Source organism: Chitinophaga sp. CF118, assembly GCF_900112615.1.
In the GTDB taxonomy this organism is placed as follows: Bacteria; Bacteroidota; Bacteroidia; order Chitinophagales; family Chitinophagaceae; genus Chitinophaga.
The window spans coordinates 323116-347285 of sequence record NZ_FOMK01000004.1 but is presented as its reverse complement, the minus strand read 5'-3'; the positions used below and the strand labels follow the sequence as shown (position 1 = coordinate 347285).

The 24170-nt window shown below is 41.7% G+C and carries 19 protein-coding genes; 9 read left to right on the top strand and 10 right to left on the bottom strand.

Annotation, left to right across the window (positions count from 1 at the left end; genetic code table 11):
* The first annotated feature begins 58 nt into the window (after positions 1–58).
* The 3 genes from dnaK to BM176_RS17725 all read left to right on the top strand — a co-directional run bounded on the left by dnaK (position 59) and on the right by BM176_RS17725 (position 4309).
* Entirely contained in the window at positions 59–1960 is a 1902-nt protein-coding gene (dnaK, locus tag BM176_RS17735) for a molecular chaperone DnaK (RefSeq protein ID WP_090105474.1), read from the top strand.
* A gap of 92 nt (positions 1961–2052) precedes the next feature.
* Complete coding sequence (locus BM176_RS17730; protein ID WP_090105472.1) at positions 2053–3063, top strand: dipeptide epimerase; 1011 nt, start codon at positions 2053–2055, stop codon at positions 3061–3063.
* Positions 3064–3091: 28 nt separating this feature from the next.
* Positions 3092–4309: a DUF6807 domain-containing protein gene (locus tag BM176_RS17725; protein ID WP_090105471.1), complete on the top strand. Its 1218-nt coding sequence runs from the start codon at positions 3092–3094 to the stop codon at positions 4307–4309.
* A 43-nt stretch (positions 4310–4352) separates the two neighbouring features.
* Here BM176_RS17725 and BM176_RS17720 read toward each other — a convergent pair whose 3' ends face one another.
* Both BM176_RS17720 and BM176_RS17715 read right to left on the bottom strand, forming a co-directional pair.
* Positions 4353–4625, bottom strand: a complete 273-nt coding sequence (locus BM176_RS17720; protein ID WP_090105469.1) for a hypothetical protein — start codon at positions 4623–4625, stop codon at positions 4353–4355.
* A gap of 74 nt (positions 4626–4699) precedes the next feature.
* A complete protein-coding gene (locus BM176_RS17715; protein ID WP_090105467.1) occupies positions 4700–5335 on the bottom strand; it encodes a redoxin domain-containing protein in 636 nt (211 codons plus the stop codon).
* Between the two features lie 357 nt (positions 5336–5692).
* Between BM176_RS17715 and BM176_RS17710 the strand changes: the two genes are divergently transcribed.
* Entirely contained in the window at positions 5693–6556 is an 864-nt protein-coding gene (locus BM176_RS17710) for a DUF1266 domain-containing protein (protein ID WP_090105465.1), read from the top strand.
* A gap of 71 nt (positions 6557–6627) precedes the next feature.
* Here the strand turns inward: BM176_RS17710 and BM176_RS17705 are convergent, their stop codons facing one another.
* From BM176_RS17705 to tssD, 8 genes are read right to left on the bottom strand one after another with little or no spacing between them, the layout of a single operon-like run.
* Entirely contained in the window at positions 6628–7194 is a 567-nt protein-coding gene (locus BM176_RS17705) for a DUF416 family protein (protein ID WP_090105463.1), read from the bottom strand.
* A 10-nt stretch (positions 7195–7204) separates the two neighbouring features.
* Positions 7205–7774 carry a hypothetical protein gene (locus tag BM176_RS17700; RefSeq protein ID WP_090105461.1) on the bottom strand — a complete coding sequence of 190 codons (570 nt, stop codon included), beginning with the start codon at positions 7772–7774 and terminating at the stop codon, positions 7205–7207.
* A gap of 20 nt (positions 7775–7794) precedes the next feature.
* Positions 7795–11937, bottom strand: a complete 4143-nt coding sequence (locus tag BM176_RS17695) for an RHS repeat-associated core domain-containing protein (protein ID WP_090105459.1) — start codon at positions 11935–11937, stop codon at positions 7795–7797.
* A gap of 5 nt (positions 11938–11942) precedes the next feature.
* Positions 11943–13295, bottom strand: a complete 1353-nt coding sequence (locus tag BM176_RS17690; RefSeq protein ID WP_090105457.1) for a hypothetical protein — start codon at positions 13293–13295, stop codon at positions 11943–11945.
* An 8-nt stretch (positions 13296–13303) separates the two neighbouring features.
* Positions 13304–15151: a type VI secretion system Vgr family protein gene (locus BM176_RS17685; RefSeq protein WP_090105455.1), complete on the bottom strand. Its 1848-nt coding sequence runs from the start codon at positions 15149–15151 to the stop codon at positions 13304–13306.
* Positions 15152–15163: 12 nt separating this feature from the next.
* Positions 15164–15925 (bottom strand): hypothetical protein, encoded by a 762-nt coding sequence (locus BM176_RS17680; protein WP_090105453.1) that lies wholly within the window; start codon positions 15923–15925, stop codon positions 15164–15166.
* Between the two features lie 6 nt (positions 15926–15931).
* Entirely contained in the window at positions 15932–16429 is a 498-nt protein-coding gene (locus BM176_RS17675) for a type VI secretion system amidase effector protein Tae4 (RefSeq protein WP_218162230.1), read from the bottom strand.
* 24 nt (positions 16430–16453) lie between these two features.
* A complete protein-coding gene (gene tssD / locus BM176_RS17670) occupies positions 16454–16846 on the bottom strand; it encodes a type VI secretion system tube protein TssD (RefSeq protein ID WP_090105451.1) in 393 nt (130 codons plus the stop codon).
* Between the two features lie 930 nt (positions 16847–17776).
* On the opposite strand from tssD, the gene BM176_RS17665 reads away from it, so the two are divergent.
* The 5 genes from BM176_RS17665 (at position 17777) to BM176_RS17645 (ending at position 24124) form a co-directional block, all read left to right on the top strand.
* Complete coding sequence (locus BM176_RS17665) at positions 17777–20197, top strand: AAA family ATPase (RefSeq protein WP_090105449.1); 2421 nt, start codon at positions 17777–17779, stop codon at positions 20195–20197.
* Between the two features lie 48 nt (positions 20198–20245).
* Positions 20246–20692 carry a hypothetical protein gene (locus BM176_RS17660; RefSeq protein ID WP_090105447.1) on the top strand — a complete coding sequence of 149 codons (447 nt, stop codon included), beginning with the start codon at positions 20246–20248 and terminating at the stop codon, positions 20690–20692.
* Positions 20693–20711: 19 nt separating this feature from the next.
* Positions 20712–22088, top strand: coding sequence for a DUF5458 family protein (locus BM176_RS17655; protein ID WP_090105445.1), 1377 nt, complete (start codon positions 20712–20714; stop codon positions 22086–22088).
* Between the two features lie 186 nt (positions 22089–22274).
* A complete protein-coding gene (locus BM176_RS17650) occupies positions 22275–23111 on the top strand; it encodes a hypothetical protein (protein WP_090105443.1) in 837 nt (278 codons plus the stop codon).
* Positions 23108–24124 (top strand): lytic transglycosylase domain-containing protein, encoded by a 1017-nt coding sequence (locus BM176_RS17645; protein ID WP_090105441.1) that lies wholly within the window; start codon positions 23108–23110, stop codon positions 24122–24124. Before BM176_RS17650 ends, BM176_RS17645 begins: the two co-directional genes overlap by 4 nt.
* Positions 24125–24170 lie beyond the last annotated feature (46 nt).

Below are 24170 nucleotides of genomic sequence, written 5' to 3'. Positions count from 1 at the left end.
ACATTTGGACCAAAGAAGATAAATCTATCTACAACTACAATCGAGAATATTAATAATTATGGGAAAAATAATAGGCATTGACTTAGGAACTACCAACTCATGCGTATCCGTTATGGAGGGCAATGAACCGGTAGTAATCGCAAATGACGAAGGTCGTAGAACTACACCTTCCGTAGTGGCGTTCTTAAAGAACGGGGAAAGAAAAGTAGGTGATCCTGCAAAAAGACAGGCTATCACTAACCCTGTTAACACTATTATGTCTGTGAAACGTTTCATGGGTCGTCATTTTGACGAAGTATCCTCTGAAGTGTCTCATGTGAGCTATAAAGTGGTACGGGGAGATAATAATACAACCCGTGTGGACATTGATGGCAGGTTATATACACCGCAGGAAATTTCTGCGATGATCCTGCAGAAAATGAAAAAAACAGCTGAAGATTACCTGGGCCAGGAAGTGACCGAAGCAGTTATCACTGTACCGGCTTACTTTAATGACGCTCAGCGTCAGGCTACTAAAGAAGCTGGTGAGATCGCTGGTCTGACTGTACGCCGTATCATTAACGAGCCTACTGCTGCTGCACTGGCTTATGGATTGGATAAAAAACATCACGATAGCAAAATAGCTGTGTTTGACTTAGGTGGAGGTACATTTGATATCTCTATCCTGGAACTCGGAGAAGGCGTATTTGAAGTAAAATCTACCAATGGTGATACTCACTTAGGTGGTGATGACTTCGATAAAGTGATCATGGATTGGTTAGCAGATGACTTTAAGAAAGATGAGGCGGTTGACCTGCATAAAGACCCAATGTCATGGCAGCGTTTGAAAGAAGCAGCTGAAAAAGCAAAAGTTGAACTGTCTTCTTCTATGGAAACAGAAATCAACCTGCCTTACATCACTGCTGTGGACGGTGTTCCTAAACACTTAGTGAAGAAACTGACCCGTGCTAAATTCGAACAACTGAGCGACAAGCTGGTTGAAAGAACCCTGGAGCCTTGTAAAAAAGCGCTGAAGGATGCCGGCTTGAATACTTCTGATATAGATGAAGTGATCCTGGTAGGTGGTTCTACCCGTATCCCTAAGATCCAGGAAGTAGTTGAAAAGTTCTTCGGTAAAAAAGCAAACAGAAGCGTAAATCCTGATGAAGTAGTAGCTGTTGGTGCTGCAATTCAGGGTGGTGTATTGACAGGTGAAGTGAAAGACGTACTGTTACTGGACGTTACACCATTATCTCTTGGTATCGAAACCATGGGTGGTGTGTTCACTAAACTGATCGAGTCTAACACAACTATTCCAAGCAAGAAGTCTGAAACATTCTCTACTGCTGCTGATAACCAGCCTAGTGTTGAAATTCATGTACTGCAGGGTGAACGTCCTTTAGCTTCTCAGAACCGTACACTCGGTCGCTTTATCCTGGATGGTATTCCGCCTGCACCACGTGGTGTACCTCAGGTAGAAGTAATCTTTGATATCGATGCCAATGGTATCCTGCACGTAACTGCTAAGGATAAAGGCACCGGAAAAACACAGAATATCCGCATCGAAGCAGGTAGTGGTCTGAGCAAGGAAGAAATCGAAAAGATGAAAGCCGAAGCAAAAGCCAACGAATCTTCAGATAAAGAACAACGTGAAAAGATCGAAAAGCTGAACCAGGCAGACAGCCTTATTTTCCAGACTGAAAAACAGTTAAAGGAATATGGTGATAAGATCCCTGCTGATAAAAAGGCTCCAATCGAAGCTGCACTGGAAAGACTGAGAACTGCTCACAAGAGCGGAGATGCTTCACAGGTTGATGCTGCTGTAACTGAAATGAACACTGCATGGACTGCCGCTTCCGAAGAATTGTATAAAGCAACTCAGGAATCACAGGCAAACGGTGGTGCTCAACAGGAACAACCACAGGGCAATGCCGCTGGTAGCGAAGGTGTAACAGATGCAGAGTTTGAAGAAGTGAAATAAGCTGAACACATAAAGCATAAAGCAAATGCCGCGAATAATCTTCGCGGCATTTTTGCGTTTTACAATACCCGTTTTTCTCTTTATTTTGTAACATGCAATTGACATTACACCCTTTTGAGTTAAAATTCAGACATACTTTTACCATCTCCCGTAAGTCCAAAGATGTTCAACCCTTACTGGTAGTGGCATTGAAACAGGATGGTATTATAGGATTGGGTGAAACTGCAGACAATTCCTACTATAATATGACCGTGCCGCGTTTGATGGAAGATATCAACGCACACAGGGCATTCATTGAAAGTCATTCACTTACTACACCGGAAGCCTTCTGGGAGTTGTTATACCCGCTCTTTAAAGATAACATGTTTGCTTTATGTGCCCTGGACCTTGCAGCGCATGATTTACATGCTAAGTCGCTGGGTAAGAAGCTATATGAAGTATGGGGACTGGATATCTCTCATAATCCTCTTACAGACTATACCATCGGCATAGATACCATAGAGAATATGGTGAGCAAACTGAAAGAATTTCCGTGGCCCATCTATAAAATCAAGCTGGGTACAAAAGATGATATTGCTATTATCAAAGAATTGCGTCGTCATACAAAAGCAATTTTCCGTGTAGATGCGAATTGTGCCTGGGGGGTAGATGAGACATTGCATAATGCAGCTGCCTTCGCATCACTGGGAGTGGAGTTTATCGAACAACCTATGCCGGCGGCAGACATCGATGGTATGAAAAAAGTATATGCGGCATCTGCGCTACCTCTCATTGCAGATGAAAGCTGTATCATAGAATCGGATGTAGCAAAGTGTAAGGGGCTCTTCCATGGTGTCAACATAAAGCTGACCAAATGCGGAGGTATTACTCCTGCCCGTAGAATGATCACAGAAGCAAAGAACCTGGGAATGAAGGTAATGACAGGCAGTATGAACGAAAGTACAGTTGGTACTTCGGCTGTAGCACACCTGCTCCCTTACCTGGATTATGTAGATATGGATGGCCCATTGCTTTTGGCAGAAGATACTTCAGATGGTGTGAAAATAGTTGACGGCCGGATCATTTATGCAAACAGACCGGGAACAGGTGCTATCCTGAAATAATCATCTTAAAACACACATATAACCCGTTATGAAAACTACTACTCTGTTTTTAACCTGCTGCCTGTTCATGCAGTTATTGCATGCGCAGTCAACAACCCGTTTTGTCGTTGAAACTGGTGCTTCCCGGCGTGTCAACATCCCCGTAAACTACAAGCTGACTCTCCCTATAGAAGATCAGCTGCAACTGGTAGAAATAATTGGAACCCAACGTAAACCAGTGCCTTTCCAATTATCCGCTCATCAGATTTACTGGCTGCTGGATGGCATTAATGAAGCCGGTTCCCGCCGCATTTTTGAACTCAGTAGTACTGCTACAGCTTCTCCTGCCATTATGCAGGTGAGAGATAGTGCGGGTTCCCTGATTTTACAGGAACATGGCCGGCGTTTGATGCAATATAATTACGCAACAGTATATCCACCAGCCGGGATAGATTCTATATATCGCCGTAGTGGTTTCATTCACCCGTTATGGGCTCCGGATGGACAGATTCTAACGAACATTCATCCGGAAGGTCACTGGCACCATGTGGGCATCTGGAATCCCTGGACGCACACTGAATTTGAAGGAAAGGAAACAGACTTCTGGAATCTTCAGAAGAAAGAGGGGACAGTACGTTTTATCAGTTTCCTGAGTAAATCGGAAGGCGCTGTATGGTGTGGTTTCAAAGCGCTGCAGGATCATATTGCTATTAAAGGCGCTGCTGAAAAAGTTGCATTGCATGAAGTATGGGATGTGCGGGCATATAATAGCGGTACGGATAGCACCCGCCGTATCTGGGATTTCACTTCTACACTTTCATGTGCAGGCAGTAGTCCCTTGCAATTGCTGCAATACCGCTATGGTGGTGGTTTCGCTTTTCGTGCCACAGCAGCATGGAATGCAACAAATAGCAAAGTACTCACTTCCGAAGGCAAGACCCGGATCAATGCAGACAGCACCCGTGCCCGCTGGATCAAAATCACAGGTCGTACCGCCGACGGACAGGCAGGTATTCTGATCCTATGCGCTGAAGATAATTATGATTTTCCGCAGCCTTTAAGGGTATGGCCGGAGAATAACGAAAGAGGGGAGATCATGATGAATTATAGTCCAACAAAAATGAAGTCGTGGCAACTGTTGCCGGGTAATGAGTACATTCAGCGTTACCGGATTATGGTATATATAAATGACCTGACAGTGGAGGAAGCAGAGAATGCATGGCAGGCATTTGCACATCCGCCGGTAGTGAAGGTGCTTGTTAAATAATAAATTATAAGGGTTGATTGGGATGATGGTTTGTATAGCAAGATTACTTCCTGTTCCTGATGGCTCTGATATGATAAATAGTATAATAGAGGCCAACAATGCCCATTAATATAAATGCAGCCATAATGCCCCACTTGCCTGTAGCGCGGTAAATATACAGCTCTATGCGTGTAATACGGAGGGCATCTCCGGTGGCCAACATGCCGGAAAACTGCATATAGCGGTAAATGGCAAACCCAAAACCAATAAGGGCAACTATTGAAGTCCACAGGACTGTTGTCCACGATGATTCTTCTTCGTTATTCTGATCAACCATAATAACTAATATACAAAAAAAAAAGTCACCCCGGAGTTTTGTTCCGGGGTGACTAAATGATATAATCGTGATGGTTAAATTGCTATAGCATGATCTTCTTCCTGACTGGCAGTATAAACTGCAGAAAGCAGTTCCCTTGAAGACAATCCCTTTTCAAACCATGCATCTACGGAAGCATAGGTTATTTTAAGTGAAGGCGTAAGCACGTATATAGCCGGAATAGCTACATCTGCATTAATTCCGGATACCCTGTCCCAGATAGGATCTGTAGAAGAATAAATGCCTGCTTTCTTCGCAATGTGATTGTGCAGATCCGAGATGATAGCAAATGGCAACTGTAATTTTTCAGTAGCAAAGTCGAAAGTCGCTTTGTCTTCTGCAGTTGCTACCAGTAAATTTCCTCCCATTACCCGTATGTCTGCATAAATATCCTGCAGTTCCTGTAACCTGCGGTTGCCATAGTCATTCCAATGAATGGAATGGAAGGCCAATACAAGCGGACGATCCAGCAACTGTGTAATTGGGAGTGAGCCGTTTAAAGATTTTAAGATATCGGCGCGGGCAATAATATTTTTCTTATGTATATGAAAAGAAGGCAGTGTTTCTCCTGCATTCAATGGTTTGATCGGTGTTCTTTCCAGAGATGCTTTCCCGGCATAGTCTAATTCGAATTCGGGTTGAAGATCTGCGTATCTGTAGGTATTCAGCATAAAATCAGTTTAATAGTGTGAGATAGGTTGGTAAAACGATAAGGAAGTTGTAATAATCCTTAGGAAACGGCTAGCAGCTGCAACAACAACAGACTTGTGCAGACAGGGGTGACTGATTGCCATGAATGGCTAATATCTTATTCAGTGTTTGAGTTGTATCATTAGGCATATTAAATTAATTTTGTTAGTTGCCTCTTATTAACTCGACAAAGATAGGGATAATTATTTAATACCCTACAAGATTTGTAGGGTATTTATTAGTTTATTGATTATCATATGTATATAATCTAAGAAATTGATAAAATCTAAAAATTAATAGGAAGGGGACCAATTATTTCATCCAAAAATCAGATTTGAATGACAGGAACAAAGTTATTTACATTGATCTCTCTGACTGGCTTATTAGGCATCAGTATCACTGGTTGTAATTCTTCCGGTAAGGGAGATAAAAAGGAAAAAGACACTGTTGTAAGTAAAAGTGAGGCTGCTGTAATAAGGGACAATGAATTATATCCGTTTATGCTGGCCGGCGTATATTTCTTCCACGGTTATGGTGGTGCTGCAAATGTGTTTAACTCTATGATCAAACCTGTTGTGGAAGGACAACCGGGTACAACGGTATTTGCTAAAAGTTTGCAGAAAGCCTACAGCCAGTATTTTATGTTCCCTTTCAAGCCGCAGGACGATCCCGGAGGTGCTGATGCAAAGAGTACTTTATCAAAGTACTGGGAAGTAAATAGTAAGGCAGAACTGGAAACAGATTTAAATTGGTTGTTGGAGGAAGGACACCAGGTGCAGTATGCATTCCTGCGGAAAGTACTGGATGAAAACGGTGGGGCTGCTGCAGATCTCGAAAAGATTGATCTGAAAAAATATGATCTCACCAAAGAGTCTGTATTGGGATTGGGATTTATTAAAGCAAACTACAATGACTTTAGCAAAGCAGGCATCAAAGCATGGGATTATGCCCGTTATGTAAATAATATCTGTGTAGCCTACCAGGCAGGATATCTAAACAGAGATGAGGCTACGGCCTGGTTGAAAAAAGCCACACTGGCAGCACAACAATCTTATACAGACTGGAGATCTTACTACAATGATTTTTTACTCGGCCGTGAATTCTGGGGTGGGGGAGAAACCGATACTCCGCAGTTTGCGAAAGATGTGAATGATATGATGGAGGGAGAATACAGTATCTATAATTATATGCCAATGAATTAGTAATCTGTCATAGGCGATAATAACAAGAGGGTGCATCAAAAGTATGGTGCACCCTCTTGTTATTATTTATTTTATCTGAAAATATGTTTATCCGCACTAGTTAATCCATCATGCGTTTTTAAATATTCGATCAGTTTAAACTGTGCATCAAACTCTTCTTTTAATAGTGGATGTTCAATATGTTTATTCGGATCATTCGTATCCAGTCCCAGTTCATTGGTCATAATTACATCTATCACATCCAGTGGAAAGTAAGCAGAAGCAACAATAAATTCGTAATTTTTCTCTTCAATATAAACCAGCGCACTCTCAATACATTCCATCACTTTCATAATACCGGTATCATTTACTTCTACCAGATCAAAATTATCTATATCAATAGTGTGCAGATTGTCTATATGTTCATCCACAACAGATTCCTCAATCAAAGAAGGCTTGTCTACCGTAGCCCACAGATATGATATGGCATTAGTCAGTATCTCATATCCTTCATCGTCTCCCATTTCTTTAAGATACTGTGCGTATTTGGTGTATAGGTATTCACTGCACCATGTACCAAAAAAAAGTAGCTTTTCAAATGGAAGTTGCTTAAAATCTGCTGTTATTGTTTTATCAAAACTTGAAAAAGTCAGTTGCATTTTAATAGTATTAATCTCTGAAAATATGTTTATCTGCACTTGTTAATTTCTCATTCGACTGTAAATATTCAACTAACTTTTTCTGTGCATCCAACTCTTCCTTAAAGAACGGATCATCAATGCCTGACTTCATGGGGGTTGTATATGGATCAAGCTTACTGTTCATAACCGCATTCAATACATCTAATGGATAATAAGTACAGGCGAAAATATCTTCAATATCTTTTTTTTGAATATAAGTAAGTGTGTTCTCGATACCTTCCATAATCTTCAAAATTCCACAATCCTTTGGTTTGGCAAAATCAAGACCATCTATATCAATATTCCGTAAAACCTTCAATTGCTTCTTAATAACAGCATCTTCAATTATAGAGGGGTTGTCAATCACACTCCAAAGGAATAATACAGCATCTGTTAAGATCTTATGTTCTTTCTCATGCCCCAGCTCGTTCAGATAACTGCCATATTTATTATCCATGTATTCACAGCACCATACACCTAAAAAAAGGAGCTTTTCAAATGGGAGCTGCTTAAAATCATCCTTTATAGCCTTTTTATATACTAAATAAGGTAATGCCATTTTATTCCAATATTATTATTTTATGAAGCGCACTCCACATGAGGTTTACAATTATCACAAGCCGCATTTTTCTGATTCGGGCCCCATGAAATACCCCATTTCGTAAATTTAGTGCCTTCAGGCGCATTTCTGATAATCACCCTTTCTGCATGATTATTGAGATTGTAAGCTTTCCGAACAGATTTTACTTTACTCTTGGGCCTTGGCTGTTGCATTGTTGCAACACCACTATAAATATTCTTAGCCGGAACCCCATGATCTATTAATATCTGTCTTTGCTTCGGGGTTAGTTTAGCCCCACTGCCAGATGCAAACAATTCTTTCTCCCCGGTTGGCAGCGTTCCTTCTCCAATAGAAACTGTCGATTGATTAAACCCTATTTCTGCCTTATCAGGGTTGTTATGTTTGAGAACATTATGCGCTTTTCTTGCTATTTCAGCCAGACCCTCATCAAAAACAGGATGAAGCCCTAAGAGATCAAACAGCGCATTGGGATCATTCACATAACTATAAGCACGACTGCCACCATCCAGTCCAATCGGATCTTTGCTGATATAGGTACCTTCATCCGGACTGTAATACCTGAACCTGTTATAATATAATCCTGTTTCAATATCCTCATACTGTCCCTGGTATCTGAATGGTACAAATCCTTTCGATCCTGCTAACTTACGTACCTTTCCATAAATATCCAATTCGCAGGACCATATGTTTTCACCGGCTTCATCGTATGCCTGGCAGGGAGTACCCAGGTAATCGGAAATAATGGAATATTGTTTACCATTGATGATTTTAGCGACAGGTATAGAAGAATCACCTTCAAATACCCAGGTGATCAGTGTTTCTTCGGGTACCGGCTCATCTGGAATCATAATATTCCCGAGTTCATCTATTACAGTCAAGGGTCTTTCATTTTCTGAATACCCCCATTCATGCAAAGGATTATTACCATCCCATACCCAACGGGTAATTTTCTGCTGGAATATCTTAGCGGTTCTTCTACCCAGTGCATCATACTCAAACGTCACTGTTTTATTATCCGGCCGTGTTACTTTTTTCAGCATGCCTTTCGCATACCATTCATACGTCCACACTTTTAGATCAGCAGTGATCTTCTTTATAAGATAACCTTCTGCATCATATTCAAAACGTGCTTCAGGTGTTTCTTTCACTTGTCCACCGGCACTATATTTACGGTCTTTCTGTGTAGTGGTACGATAAATATTGCCGGTTTTATCAGGCTGACGATAATCATACTGTCCATCTTCATATTGTGCCCAGGCAAGATTTCCGAAATCATCATGCCCGAATTTGACAGTACTGTTATTCAGGGAATTGACTATCTGTCTTAACCGCGAATTAGCATCCCAACGATAATAACATTTGCGGGTAGTACGGGTAGTATTATTTACAGTATGAGATGCAGGCATACCTGCATGATCATAGGTCCAGCTGCTTTTGATACCTCCGGGTAAAATACGTTCTGTTTCCAGTCCAAGCAGGTTGTACTGAATCTGTAAAGCCCAGGCATTATGTAATCCGGCAGCAGCAGCTTTCATAGCCGTAACATCTCCCATATTGTTACGCTGCAGTTGTATCCTGGAGCCAAGGGAGCTTTGCAGGGAAGTGCGTTTGCCATTTATATCATAAACACTGGTTACAGTATGCCCGTTCTGCCATTCTTCAATCACACGTCCTAAGGCATCCCGTTTAAATTTTACAGTACTGTTTTCATTCACAGCTTCAATCATCTTCCCATTACGGTCGTAACTGAAGGTAGACCAGCTGCCGTCATGCTGCTCACTGCGAACCAGCATACCTGTATAATCATATTCATATAATGTACTTCTACCATCAGGTCGTTCCACCCTAATTACTTTACCGGTAGCATCGCGTACAAAATGATGTACTACTCCATCAAATCCTGTTTCCTGTATTATCTCTCCACGTGTATTACGTACAAATTTATAGGTCTCTCCATGCTCATTTACAATCGTGTGAAGCTGATCTTCTGTATTATAAACATAATTTACTTTAATCCCGTTCTCTTCCCGTGTTTTCAGGTTTCCCAATGGGGTATAAGAAAAACGTACGTCGTGATGTTTGTCAACGGCACGTAATACCTGGAAATAAGCATCATATTCCATTCGTATGTGATTGCCATCTGGTGTTTCTACTTCTGTTACACGTCCCAGAGTATCATAACGAAAGGTCTGTTTTTGATTCAACGGATTACTGCTGCCTGTACATTGTCCCCATACATCATAAGTCCATCTGGCAACACCGCCATCAGGAAGGATCATTGTTACCAGGTTAAGATCTTCGTCATATTCCATTAAAGTAGCATTGTCACCGGTATCTTCTATCCGCGACAAAAGATGATGTTCGTTATAACGGAATATCTGGATCCTGCCATCGGGATGAGTGGTGGTATGCAACAATCCGCTGGAAGGATAGTAAATGTAAGAACTGCTATGTCCTTCAGGGTCCATACCCAGGATCATGTTGTCGTCTTCGTTGTAGGAGAATGAATACGCTCCGCCATCAGGTTGTACCACAGATGCCAGGTTGCCCTTTTCATCGTACGTATAACCGGAAAGGGTGCCCTCTTCATCAATTTCCTGGTATACCTCAAATTCTGGTGTATAGTTGGTAAAGGTTGAATTACCTGCAGGATCTTTGATCTGGTGAACAACAAAGTCTGCAGTGTAATAATAAGTAGTGGTTTGTCCCAGTGAATTTGTTACCAGGTTATAGCCTTCCTTAGGAAAATATTCAATAAAACCTTCCAGTAATCTACCATCTCCCCAGGTATGCACACAACGTTTTTTAGCATCATACTCCCAGTAAAAACGCTGCCCTGTGCGATCCTGTTTAGCCACCATCAGGTGATTGTGGAATTCAATATGATTGGACTGCTCCAGTGCATCGGTAATAGTGATCAGATCGCCTGCTTCATTGTAAGCATAACGTACCATCAACCGTTCTTCTCCACGATGATGGGCAGTAACACTGGTAATGCGCCCTGCTTTATCATTCACTATATGCAGGTGACGGCCAACACTGTCTGTTACGCGTAGCAGATGCCCTTTACTGTTATAGTGCAGGGTGATGATAAAACCAATTTTATTGTGGATGGAAGAAAGCCTGTATTGTTGCTCTGAGGGATGTGTTTTGCGGAAAGTATAATATAGTTTTTCTTCATGATTATATAGCTGGTATTCGTCCAGATCTGTGCGGGTAAGTGTTAGTTTCTCATGCCGGTTATAATCACTGTCACCACTAAACGGTAAATATTCAAATACAGCGCTACGTCCATCGCCCAATAATACAACCGTTGCACTTTCCTCTATAAACTCCTGCACGCGCATATCATAGGAGAGATGTGTACCATGTCCCAGCAGTCCTTCATGCGAACTATCACTATTCCATGAGCGTTCCCATATAAACTGTATAGGTCCTGGTAATTCAAAGTCAATACCATCATAGATCACAATACCTTGTATCAGATCTACCGGCTCGAATCCTTTTTTACACAGGAATTTACTTAGCTTATTACTCCCTATTTTTCCTTTCAGTGCATGATTGAATTTTTTCGCCGCCTTTCTCCCAATTTTACCCAACCCTTTCATCAGTGCACCAAAACCGAATGACATGACCAGGTTCATTAATACACCGGCCCAATCCGGTACAAACGGACCGCCTACCATCACGGGTTTTCCAAAAGAAAGAGGAATGGAAAATGAAGTAGGAAGATACATACTTGGAATAGGCTTCAGCTTTTTCCCAGGCTTCATGGAAAGCGGCAATCCAATATCATTACACGTCATCAGCATATGTCCCGATGGACTCATCATCCTTCCTTCCACCATTACTTTTTTACTGCCGAAAAAGTTCACAGAGTCATGACCTATCATAGGAGCCAGTAACCACGGGCCTCCCATGGGAATGTGAAAAAGAATGACGATGATACCACTGGTATCACTCACCCCTCTTGGTACATGATTCACTTTGGTAGTAGCGCCTATAAATGGAATATAGTCCATAGGATCGAGTACAAACCCAATATAAGGATGCGGTAGGGGAATAGGAAAGCCGAATAGAATTACAATATGTATATCCAGTCCGATGACTGGAATAAAATGTTTATTGCTAACAAGCATACTCTTTATTTTGAAGGTTGAAGTATGTCCCCGTTTTCCACTTCCAGTGGCAGGTTCATTGGCATCCGGTTTTTTCTGATGTTGTCTACATCTGTTTTCCAGTCGGCTCCGAATAACCGGCCCATTTTTTCATCTATACCCTGGAGAACATCTGTCATTTTATTCGAATGTGCGTAATCATAGTAATCACGTAACAGGTAAATGTATATAGATGCGCTAACTTCTTCGTCAGATAACGGTAGTCCTGCCAGGTAACCCTTTTCCAGGATATCGTAATACCTGCCGGCATCTTTCCGGCGGCATAGCTCTGCTGCCTGATACCAGGCATTCAGGGCCTGTTGTGAAAAGTTGTGTTGCTGTGCAATCTCTGCCTGCTGAACGAACCAGTTGATAGCTTCTGTAAAGCGTCTGCGAATTTGTGCATATGCGCCCTGATAACCGTAGAATTGCACCAACAGCGGTAAACAGGCAGTGTCGCCCTGTTGCACGCCCTGTTTGGCTATCCGCTGACCACGTTCCAGTAGTTGCGGAATCTGCGGGTCGCGTTTGAAATGAAAAAGCATGCCTGCATACATGATATGTGCAGTAGCAAACAGTCCTTTGTTACCGCTTTTCTGTGTGCAGTCCAGTGCAGCCTGTCCCCAGCGGTGCAGGCGTTTTACATCCTTATCTTTGAGTGCTTCCCCCATTTCAAATACACACTTGCGCATCATGATCTCCGGGCTGTTGGGATCTCCGCTGCCACCCAGTTTACGAATGGCACCATGCAGGTCTATGGGCACGTAGAAAGAGCATAACATACCGGGAAACTGTTTGTCATGCATTGCAAACTGCTCATTATTCAAATGATCCAGTACAAGTAGTTTAACACCAGCAGGAATGCCTTTCCTGAGCAGGGTAGTGAGCCAGTCTTTCATATCCCGAGTGCTGCTCACTTGTCTTGGGATGAGTGCCAGCACCAGTTGTTGTTGTGGCAGTACCCGCTGGAAGGAGGCCAGCATGGATAACAATGTATCGTCCATACGGGTATCTTGTTGCAGTGCCTGCACAAAAGGTTGTGGGTCCCATTTAAAATCGGGTGGTAGTTCTGCTGTGTTGTTATAAGTATCCAGCCAGTCTTTTATCAATGCTGCACTGAAAGTATCTTCATCTTCAAAATTGGTAAGCTGGGTAACAAATACTTCCGGTAAGCTGCCATGTGCCGAAGATTCCAGTTTGCAGAAACCTTCATATACACGTGACTCTTCCGGTTTGATCACCATTCTTACAAATTTTAACTCCGGTTTATTCGCCGTTTTCTCCAGCCAGGTGCGCTGGATGTTGCTCACTAACAGTGCTATGGGATTATGTTCATTCATGGATGCGCTTAACAATTTATATTCACCATTCCTCCCACAATATCAGTGGTGGTATTGCCATTCATTTTAATACTCAGACTACTGATATCTACTTTTGTTGTTCCCACCACTTCATAATGTTCTGCATTCAGTTTCATGTTGGCAGTACTGATAATTTCATGCAGTGTATCTGAGGTGGATTTCATTTTATCTGCTGCATAGTCTATTTTATTCGCTTTATTATCCACCGTAATCTTTGCTGCGCCTTCTCCTATTACTACCAGCTCTGATCCTTTTATGTGGATTTCTTTGGAGATGAATTCTATTTTATTAGGTGCATCTACAATAATATGATCATCTGTTTTTACTGTAACCAGCGTCTGTGAATTGATAGTGATATTACCTGCTCCATCCATTGCCATGGAACTGCCGTTTTTATCAGTTACGGTCACACTACCGGCTGCATCATTCATAACGATCATATTGCCGCTGCGTGTTTTTAATGCTTTCACATCATTGCCTGCATTTCCATAACTGCTTTTAGCTTTACCATTGTAGGTACTACCTATTACAAAAGGTTGTTCGGCATTTCCTCCCTCAAATTCTGCGATGATTTCTTCTCCTACTTCAGGCATGATGAACAGCCCTTTATCTCCACCTCCGGAAGAAGATACTACCCTGATCCAAGGTGTTTGCCCCTGCTGCATCCAGCGAAACTTTACCTTTATACGCCCCAGTCCTTTCGGATCATTATTATCAATCACGGTGGCCGACTGTGGCTCACAATAGGGGATGTTTGCCAGGTCTACATGCGGAGTAGCAACATCTGCCGGGATGCCTTCAAACATATTATGATAGCTGCCATTGGCGCCACAGTAATGGCGTATGCTGGTAACCATAAATTCTCCATGATGCTGTTCCTGTGCAAAAGCCGATTCTTTGATGCTAACAGTATCGCCAATACGAAAAGAAGGATTGGTACTGCTGCCTTTTAAATTCACCATCTTAGCCAACCTGCCTTTTTTCTGCAACATGGTCATTTTGTCCAGTTGAGATTTGGCGCTGCTGTTAAATGCATAATTCATTTTATACAAACCTTCCCGGCTGTATAACTTCGTACTCACTTCATGTGCATGTTGTGAATATGCATTCATCTTACCTACCTCTTTCGACTGTGTATTATCTTCCACTACAGTATCCTGCCGGTAGTCGTAGCCATTAAGACGTGCGTTGTTTGGTTGTACGGACAATTCTATATTAAAATCAAGCAGATCTACCTGGTGGGTCAGTTCAGTTTTTTGAGGTGTATATTTCCCGAAAACCTGTTGCTGTCCATCATAAAAGAACCACTCACCATATCTTTCAGATAATCGTTTAATAAATGAATAAGACGTTTCTTTATACTGCACAATGTATTTCTGTGCTTCCTTTGTCTCAGGACTAATTGTTGTTCTGAGTACATTGGGAGGATAACTTTTAACTGTAGCAGATATAATATCCGATAATGATTTATTTTCAAAAGCTGCAATATGCGGATCGTCTTCCAGCAGGATGCTTGGGCTTTGTCCTTTGATAATGCAATGTCCATGTGTACCATCACCGTGTTTGCCGGTAGTGATGTTCATTACAATGCCTTTGAAGATCAGGTTTTTTATGCCTGACAGTTGTTCTGCGGGAGCTACATTGATCTCCACTTCTTCTCCAAGAAATTTTGTAGCGGCACCGGAAATACCTCCACCCAGTTTTTCAAACCAGTCATAGCTGACATAGATTTCAAAGTCGTGATGACCGTTAATATATTGTCGCAGTTCGATTGTATGAAATGTTTCGAACTGTTGTCCGGCAATGGAAAAAGAAGTTTTTGTATTAAGCGCCATGATGTTAATATTTTATTTCTTTTCTTTCAGAATAAGAGGCTTGTTCATAGGTCCATCCGTTTGCCGGGGTTGCAATGATACCTCTGTACCGTTAAATGATACATTAAAACCTGCAAATGTAGTTTGCTCCGATGTTAGCTGAAAAGTGCTTCCTGTAATGATGTTCCATGCTTTGTATCCCGGTACCCCGCTGAGTGTGCCATCAGCAGCTGTTTGCATATTATTATACAGCAGCTGACCATTGTTATCATACACATCAAACTGTTTGCCTTTAAAGTAATAGGAGAGGTAGTTATTAGCATGTATCCATAGAGGAGTACCGGCTTTTTCTGGTATCAGCTTTTCAAATTGTATGGAATCTTTTCTGCCATCTTTATAAGATAATCCCAGCCATAAATCTTCTTTATTATTATGACTGATCAGACTGAAGTTCACACCTTCATATAAAGCAGATTGTCCTCCGCTAAATACCGGTTTATCCAGTATCCATTCTTTCTTTCCTGGAAGCACCTGTTTGCTTTTTATATTCACAGGAAAATTATCTGCACCATAAGTATGGATGCTTATATTTTTAGAAAGAGTACGAAGGGAAGATACGGGGCTGAGGTATTTAGAGAAGTCGACTGTTTTCCAGAAGCTGTCTTCCGGCGGATGTTGTTTTCGTGCATCCAGGTAGTTTTTAGGCATCCATGTAGCATTGTCTACAGTTACCTGTGCGCAGGCAGATGTCGCTGTAGACAATAAAAGGAGTATATAAAAAATGGATCTTTTCATATAGATTTAATTTACTTCCCAGAACCATATTTGTTTCACACGACTATCGTTAGTGTAATCTCCGGTTGCCGTCTGGATTTGTGAGTTTACGTGATACAACAGATCTATATGATCTCCTGAATTATTGGTACCATAGAAATCTTTAAAAAAGATGATACCATTCTTTGACCAGTATTGATTACTGATGAACGCCGCTTTCTGTGTTGCATTACTGCAATCTATGATTGCAGGTTTTCCATAATTACGCCATAACCAGGTGGCCAGTCCTTCAGCTCCTCTTGCAAATCCGTGTTTGCATTTAGGATCAGTATAATTGGACAGGGTAACACCTGCCTTAATGAGACAGTAAGACATTCTGATGGCGCACTGGTTCTCATACTGATAAAATCCGTTACGATCTTTTTCATCACATGGCATTGCGTGATTGCTACCTGCAGGAGCATACGTATCATGCGGATAACTACTCCACAATGTGCTGAAAGCCGGCAATTTTTTGAGTCCCATAAACAATGTTATTAAGTATGGAAATTATGCCTGTGGCCAGGGGTTCTGAAATGTGGAACTGCCCAGTTGTATTTCTCTTGCAGATAATACAAGTCTTATCTGCATTGGTGATTCACCACTTGCCTGGAAATGTTCGGCATATTCCACACAATAGGCATCCGTGAATTTCAGTTCTTTCATTTTGGACATTGCATCACGACGGTAAAAGACAATACTCCCGCTTTTAGTTTGTGTGTTGGAAATCATCCAGTCGAACAATGAAGTATTACTATCTGATTCGAGTAGTACGATCATGGAACCTCCGATGGGCCGGGCAGCAGGTTTTCCGTTATGATCTGTATGTTGCGTAAAAGAAAACTGGCAATCCAGTACATTAATTTCTTCTCCGTCTAATCGCATTACTGCTTTGAATGACATACGTTATGAGGTTTTACTGAATAAACAAATATGGAACGACAACATATTGAATTAAAAAGATTGGAAAACAGGAACAGGCTAACTCTTTAAGTACAGTTCCGCCAGAATTAACTATTACAATTAGTGGCAGGTTTTTCCAAAGTTATAAAATTCAATTGTCGGATTAACGATTTATAACTACCGAAAAGATACATGGTCAGTACGAAAATAATTATTCTATTAGATATTCAGCATATTTTTTATAAAAAAAACCGGTTATAAGGATAATTAACTTTTCCATAATCTCATATTGTTTTACCTTTCTCTCTATAGTGTCTTCGGGGAGAGTTAGGAGTGAGTCTATAGTTGCTTCGTAGGTTGAACACCCTTTGGACGTAGGTTGGACGCCCTTTGAACGCAAATAGCTGTTCAAAGAATGTCCAACGTATGTCCTACATATGAAGCAACTATAGTGTCTTCTATTCCCGGTTAAATCTTCCTTGCTACTTGAACAAGTAATTAACGATGATGCATTGCTGTAATCTTCTTAAAAAAGGACTTTAAAAATCATTTTTTATACAGAATAAATAAAGATTTTGCTTCGGATTAAAATTAAATCACCACTATGTCATGTGTGAAAATTATTTAAAATGATAATTAATTCAAATTTGTGTTTTCTATTTATTGATGATAAAGGTGATTGATTGAGAATTGCTTAACTGTTATTCTCACTGCAGTCTTTTACGTTAGTATTAGCAACATCTCACAATATTTGTTTTCCACACAGCCGCTGTAGCCAATTTTGACGGTGTAATAAATAAATTATATACATTTTAGCAGTATCTTTATTTCGTGTTGTAATTACCCGAATGTTACATTGTTTTATTTGTGCTGTGTAACTAAATAACCCTTAATAATAGTAGGCGAAAAACCTTTAATCCATATTATTAAATGACCCTGGCAACGTATACAATATATGACCCGGAAGTGCAATCTATCATTCGCATTGCGCAAGCCATCGCAAAAGAACATTATCATGTGCATTATACTCCTGCACATCTGTTACTCGCATGTTTACATAGAGAAATTAATTTAACTGCTTCATTACAGGCAATGGATGTTGACACCTATTACCTGGAAGAATGGGCAGAAGTAAGACTCGACAGCTTACAAAAAGCAACAAGGCCATCGGATGAGCCGGAACCCGATGAACAAGCTGCTAATGTATTACAGGAAGCAGATGCTGTAAAACTTGAATACGATCTTGATGCTGCTGATGCCTGGTGTGTATTAGTAGCATTAAGTACACCCGGTGTAGGATATTCATATGAGCAGTTAAAAACTTTTCCGTTACAACGCACACAATTACTTACTCATTTCAGTAAGAAAGAAACTCCTTCTGTTAAAAATAATACTGCCAGCAAATTAAAATATGTATACCGCCTCACAGATCCGCAGCGCTTACAGTCGCAACATGCACTGGCAGGCAGAGATGCAGAGGTGCGTACTATGATGGAAATACTTACCCGCAAGGGGCGTTCCAGCATCCTGGTAATAGGAGAGGGCGGAGTAGGAAAAACATCACTGGCAGATGCGCTGGCCCGGGCTATCGTAAATAAACAAGCTTCTGTACAACTACATTATACCGACTTATATGCACTGGACTACGGTGCATTCATTGCCGGTGCTGCATATAAAAACGAACTGGAAGACCGTCTTCAGCAGATCATTCAGCAACTGCAACTGGCGGGCCGCCATGTGTTATTCATAGATAACCTCCATACTTTACTCGATAAACAACCCAACGCTGCCGGCGGAATCGCCAATGTATTAAAGGCTGCTATCGGCAAAGGTGATATCACCATCATCGGTACCTGCACGCCGGAAGGCTTTCGTAAAGGGATAGAGCCAGATGGCTTACTTCGCCACTGCTTTGAAACTATCACATTATCAGAACCCGATGAGGTATTAGCTGCGCGTATGCTCCAGGCTGTTATTCCTGATTATGAAAGTTATTATGGGTTAACTGCGGGACGGGAAGTAACATCCGAAGCTATACGCCTGGCCCGCCGTTATCTCAAAGAACGTAGCCTGCCGGATAGTGCTATTAACCTATTAGACCGTACGATGGCTGCCATTCGTACTACACAGGACACCGGGGAACAGATCCTGGCCGACCTGAAAACCAAACTGGAAGAAGCCGGTGAGGATCGTGGGGAATTGTTATGGTGGTATCAGCAGTTAAGGCAGCGTTTAAGCGCCTTATTAACCACAAGGCTACAGATAGACCAGGAGATCTCTAAAATCGAAAATACGGGTACTTTAAAGGCTGTTTTGCAGGACTTACTACAACAGCTGGAGCCATTGGTGCAAAATAAAGCTGCTGCTGTTTCCACAACAGACCTCGCTACCATGATTGCAGAAAGTACCGGTATCCCCCTGGGCAAGATCCAGTCCGGGGAAAGGGAAAAACTGGTGAACATGGACCAGGAGTTACAGAAACGGGTAGTGGGGCAGGATCATGCCCTTAAAACAGTGGCAGAGGCCATCCTGGAATCCCGCTCAGGACTCAGTCGCCCGGGACAGCCAATTGGCTCGTTCTTCTTCCTGGGGCCTACCGGTACAGGAAAAACGGAACTGGCAAAATCTTTGGCAGATTTCTTGTTCCAGGATGAACGGTCAATGATCCGGTTTGATATGTCTGAATTTAAGGAGGAGCATTCCGCCGCCCTTCTTTATGGTGCGCCCCCGGGTTATGTAGGTTATGAAGAAGGTGGCTTACTGGTAAACAAAATACGCCAGCAACCCTATGCTGTAGTATTGTTTGATGAGATTGAAAAAGCGCATCCTTCTGTATTTGATATTTTCCTGCAGATAATGGACGAAGGTAAATTACACGACCGCTTAGGTAAAACAGGTGATTTTTCCAATGCCCTTATTCTGTTCACTTCCAATATAGGCAGCGATACAATAGCACAGTCGTTCCGGGAGGGTATTATTCCTCCTTCACAACAACTGATGGAAATTATGGCGCGTAATTTTCGCCCCGAATTCCTGGGCCGCTTAACAGAGATTGTTCCATTCGGTCCTATCCAGCAGGAAAATGTAGTGAAGATATTTGACATCCATCTGCAACATCTGTTGCAATTGCTGAAGCAGCAGCACATCTCCCTGGAGGTAACGCTGGCCGCGCGGCAGCAACTGGCTTCAGAAGGTTACTCTCCACAATATGGAGCACGGCCATTAAAAGACGTGATCCGCACCAGGCTGCGTAAACCATTGTCACGCATGATCATTGAAGGAAGCCTGCTACCACATACTGTTATACAGTTGGACGTAGATAGTAACGGAGAATTAAAGTGGACCCGATAAATTTTTTATAAACCATAGTGCATTTTATTGTAGTAAAACCAATTTTATATGAATGATAATTACGGTATTGGCGGTAATGAGGTAAAACTTGACGCTAATGAGGCCATTGTTGAAATCTCTCATAACCGGACATTGTTTGCTGAAAAGCTAACCCAGCAAACACCTGTAAAACCGGAGATAGTACAGGGATTAACAACTGTAGAGGATGTGTTTGAAAACTACAAACCTTCCGTAAACATCCTGTTCCATGATGCTGAAGGCCGCACAGTGCCGGAAAACCTGGAGTTTCATAACCTGGGCGATTTCGGTGTTAAAGGCATCACCGCACAGAGTCCCTTCCTGAATAATCTGGCGGCAGAAAAAGAACAGTATCTGAAAATCATGAAACACCTGAAAACAAATAAGGTGTTGAAAAGTGCATTGGCAGACCCTGCGGCAAGACAGGCATTGTTAACATCTGTAAAGTCATTGCTGGCTGATCTGAATAATAAATAACCCATAACTCATTAATCTTATGGCAGAACTACAAAAACAACAGGAAACACAGGATCAACAGCAAACAGGCGCCGGTCAGCAGCCTGCATCACTTGATCAAAGCATAAACGCACTGGCAAAATACGGTGGATTCGATCTTCTGGAAGGCACCATCGAAGGTGTTCAGAATATGAATCCCGAACGTAAAGCACGCCGCAATATATTTTTGACAGAGAACACCAAAAAGGGAGAACGTGAGAAACTGAAAAAAACACTGGAACTGTGGGAAAAAGTACTCACAGATGCACAAGACCTTCCGGATATGGTGAATTACTGCACTGAACATTCAGAACAGGCAGACAAGGTACTGACCAACAACCTGGCTGAAGCGGTGGAATCTACCCGTGAACTGGAACAGTCTTACCGCAACGTTGCTCTCTTCTTTAAGAACACCGAATCTGATAAAGTAAAAAATGTTGCTTTCATCAACGTTGAACTGGATCAGCTGAAAGATCTTGATAATACCCGTTTTATAGATGCAGTACAACAGGAACTGGTAGCAAATTATGACCGTCTGGACCTACGCGGTAACTATAGCTTACTGGTATTACCAGGTTACCTGGGCTCTAATAAAGTGCTGGAAAAATGGGCAAAGATTGCTTACGAAAATAAAGCAATGCTGATCACAGACTTCTCTCACCTGGATGCCCCGGATGATGTGATGGAAATGTTTGAACTGGCTAACCTTACTGGAGGTGAAGTACACCGCTCTAATGTGATCATGTTATGTAACTGGCTGGTAGGTCGTGGTAAATTCGATGAGATCAATGAAGAAGATAACCTCTATGTGCCACCTTCAGGAGCACTGGCAGGTAAGATCTACAAAACATTGATGTCGCAGGTAACTGCCGGTAAAAAGTTTGGTGGCATCAATGAAGTGGATGGTGTGAGGTTCGAACTGAAGAAAAGTGAAATTGCCAGCCTGGAAAAAATGGGACTGGTACCTATGGTGAAGGAATATGGCAAAGTAATGGCCTTTAGTGCAAAGACATTGTTCAATGGTGATAACCTCGGATTACAAACCTACTCTGTAGTGCGTGTATTTGACTACGTTACCAAAGTATTGATGGACTTCCTGAACCGCCGTGCTTTTGAAAACTTCAATGCCAATACCCGCAAAGACCTGATGAAACAGATCATCCGCTTCCTGGACAGCATCACCGGACCGGATAAACTGATTGAGGATTTTACCATCCGTCGCTTTGAACAGGATCCGATCCAGAAAGATCTGATCCACCTGAATATTCATCTGAAACCATATTTTCCTGCTAAGAACTTCCTCATAAAAATGGAAGGACATAAAGGAGAAGATAATAACAATGAATGGGATACTGAATATGAACAGGACAAAGCCTGATGCTGGTGTTTTGTTCATAGGGACAATACGTGAATTTTTCAGATATTAATAATATAAGTTTTCAAACGAAAAGAATTATTGGGCTGACTAAGAAGGGTGATGAAAGCAAAAGCGCTTTTAGTCAGTTCAATAATCTCCCCCTCCAGGGGTTCAACTAATTAAACAGAAAGGAAATTGAATTATCAGATGAAGTATGCTTTAACAGGTGCCTTCTGCTGTTTATTATCATGGTGTTATGCATCCGGGCAATCACAGATAGATAGCATTATTACAACTAAAGGCGCTGTAACCCTTATTACCTGTGGATCTGCTATTAGCACATTTCAGATTGGAGATGGTAAAAACTCAGACTACGATTATCGCATAGTGGATGGTAATGTGGTTTTTATCAGACCAATTGTTGCTAATCCCAGAACAACAAATCTGGTAGTACGTGAAGGGGATAACATTCATTATATGATCCTTGCCTTCAGGGAAAAAGTGGATCTGTCCCGTTTAAAGTATGTACTCTCGGCCAGTAACAGTATCAAAAAAACAACAGCTTCTCCCGAACAGAAGCCAGTAGAAGAAGAACCGGAAGTAGTGAGTTCTGATTTAGATACGGTAACAGTAGGAAGGATAGCAGACGATTTCATGCGGCAAAAGAAACTCAATCACCAGTATGAAGCTACAGCAAATGATATTACCCTCAGCTTTGGACAGGCCATGAGCCTGAACAACATGGTGTATTTCTGCTTCCGCATTAAAAATAAAACAGGAGATCCGTACCATATAGGTAGAGTAACGCTGATGCATAAAACACTTAAAGATTCTACAGTGCTGGAACCGATGCCGGTATTATATAAAAAGATCCCCGCTGTTATTAATGGAAGGGGAGAACAGAATGTGGTGTACGTTACCGCGATACAAACATTTAAAAAGAACGACGAAGTGATTACCGTGCTTTATGATCATTTGAATAAAAACCAGGTGGTATTATATACACCTGCGAGTGCATTACCAAAATATATGATCAGTAAATGAATTATTTCCGTCACATATTGTTTGTTATCTGTTGCTGTTTAACAGCAACAATAGCGGCTGCCCAGGTAGACTTTTGTGGCGAAATGGTACCAATGGAACGTGACTTCGTTTCTTATCGTTTAATGGATGTGATCAAAGGTAATCTGCGCCACCGTAATTTCCTGCCTGTGCTGAAAGCAAAAACAGATGTGTATTTTCCGCTGATTATCCCGATACTGCAGCAATACAATATACCTGAAGATTTTAAATACCTCCCTGTAGTAGAAAGCGGATTTACGAATGCAACTTCTGCAGTAGGTGCCCAGGGAGTATGGCAGTTTATGCCAGCTACCGCCGCGGCATTAGGACTGGAAGTAAGTTATGATAATGATGAAAGAAATCACCTTCTGAAGTCTACACACGCTGCATGCAGATATTTACAACAACTCCATTCACAACTCCATTCCTGGACGCTGGCCGCCGCTGCTTATAATTGCGGTGCAGGTAATATATCCCGTAATATTAAGCGACAGGGAAGTAAGGACTATTATCAGTTGATGCTGAATAATGAAACAGCACAGTACATTTATAAAATCATTGCAATAAAACAATTATTCGAGAGTCCGGAATTATACATTCCGGGCTTTGGATATAATGTTTTTAATAAGAGCACAGCAAATGGGTCTGTATTTACAGCTTCATCATCAACAGGAAAGGATTTTAAAAGCATCCGTATTGAGGTAGGTAAGCAGATGAAAGTAATAAGTACTGCATACGCTGCCCGTTTACAAAGTAGTACTGTATTTAAGGATGGGCAGCTTGTAACACTTTTATTGCTGGACGATCTGCAATCGAATGGTGTATATATCAGTAAGAATACAAAAATATCGGGCAGAGGCTGGTTAGTCAGCAACCGTATTTATGTAGATCTTGGTTTCGGTAATACAATCATTCTTTGTGATGCCGGTGGTCGTAAGGGAGTGCCGCCAGAGACGTTGAAATCAGGTGGTGATGTACGACTAAAACAGATCTGATGCTGGGAATCAGATCTGTTTTACATTTAAAGCGACAGCGTAATCT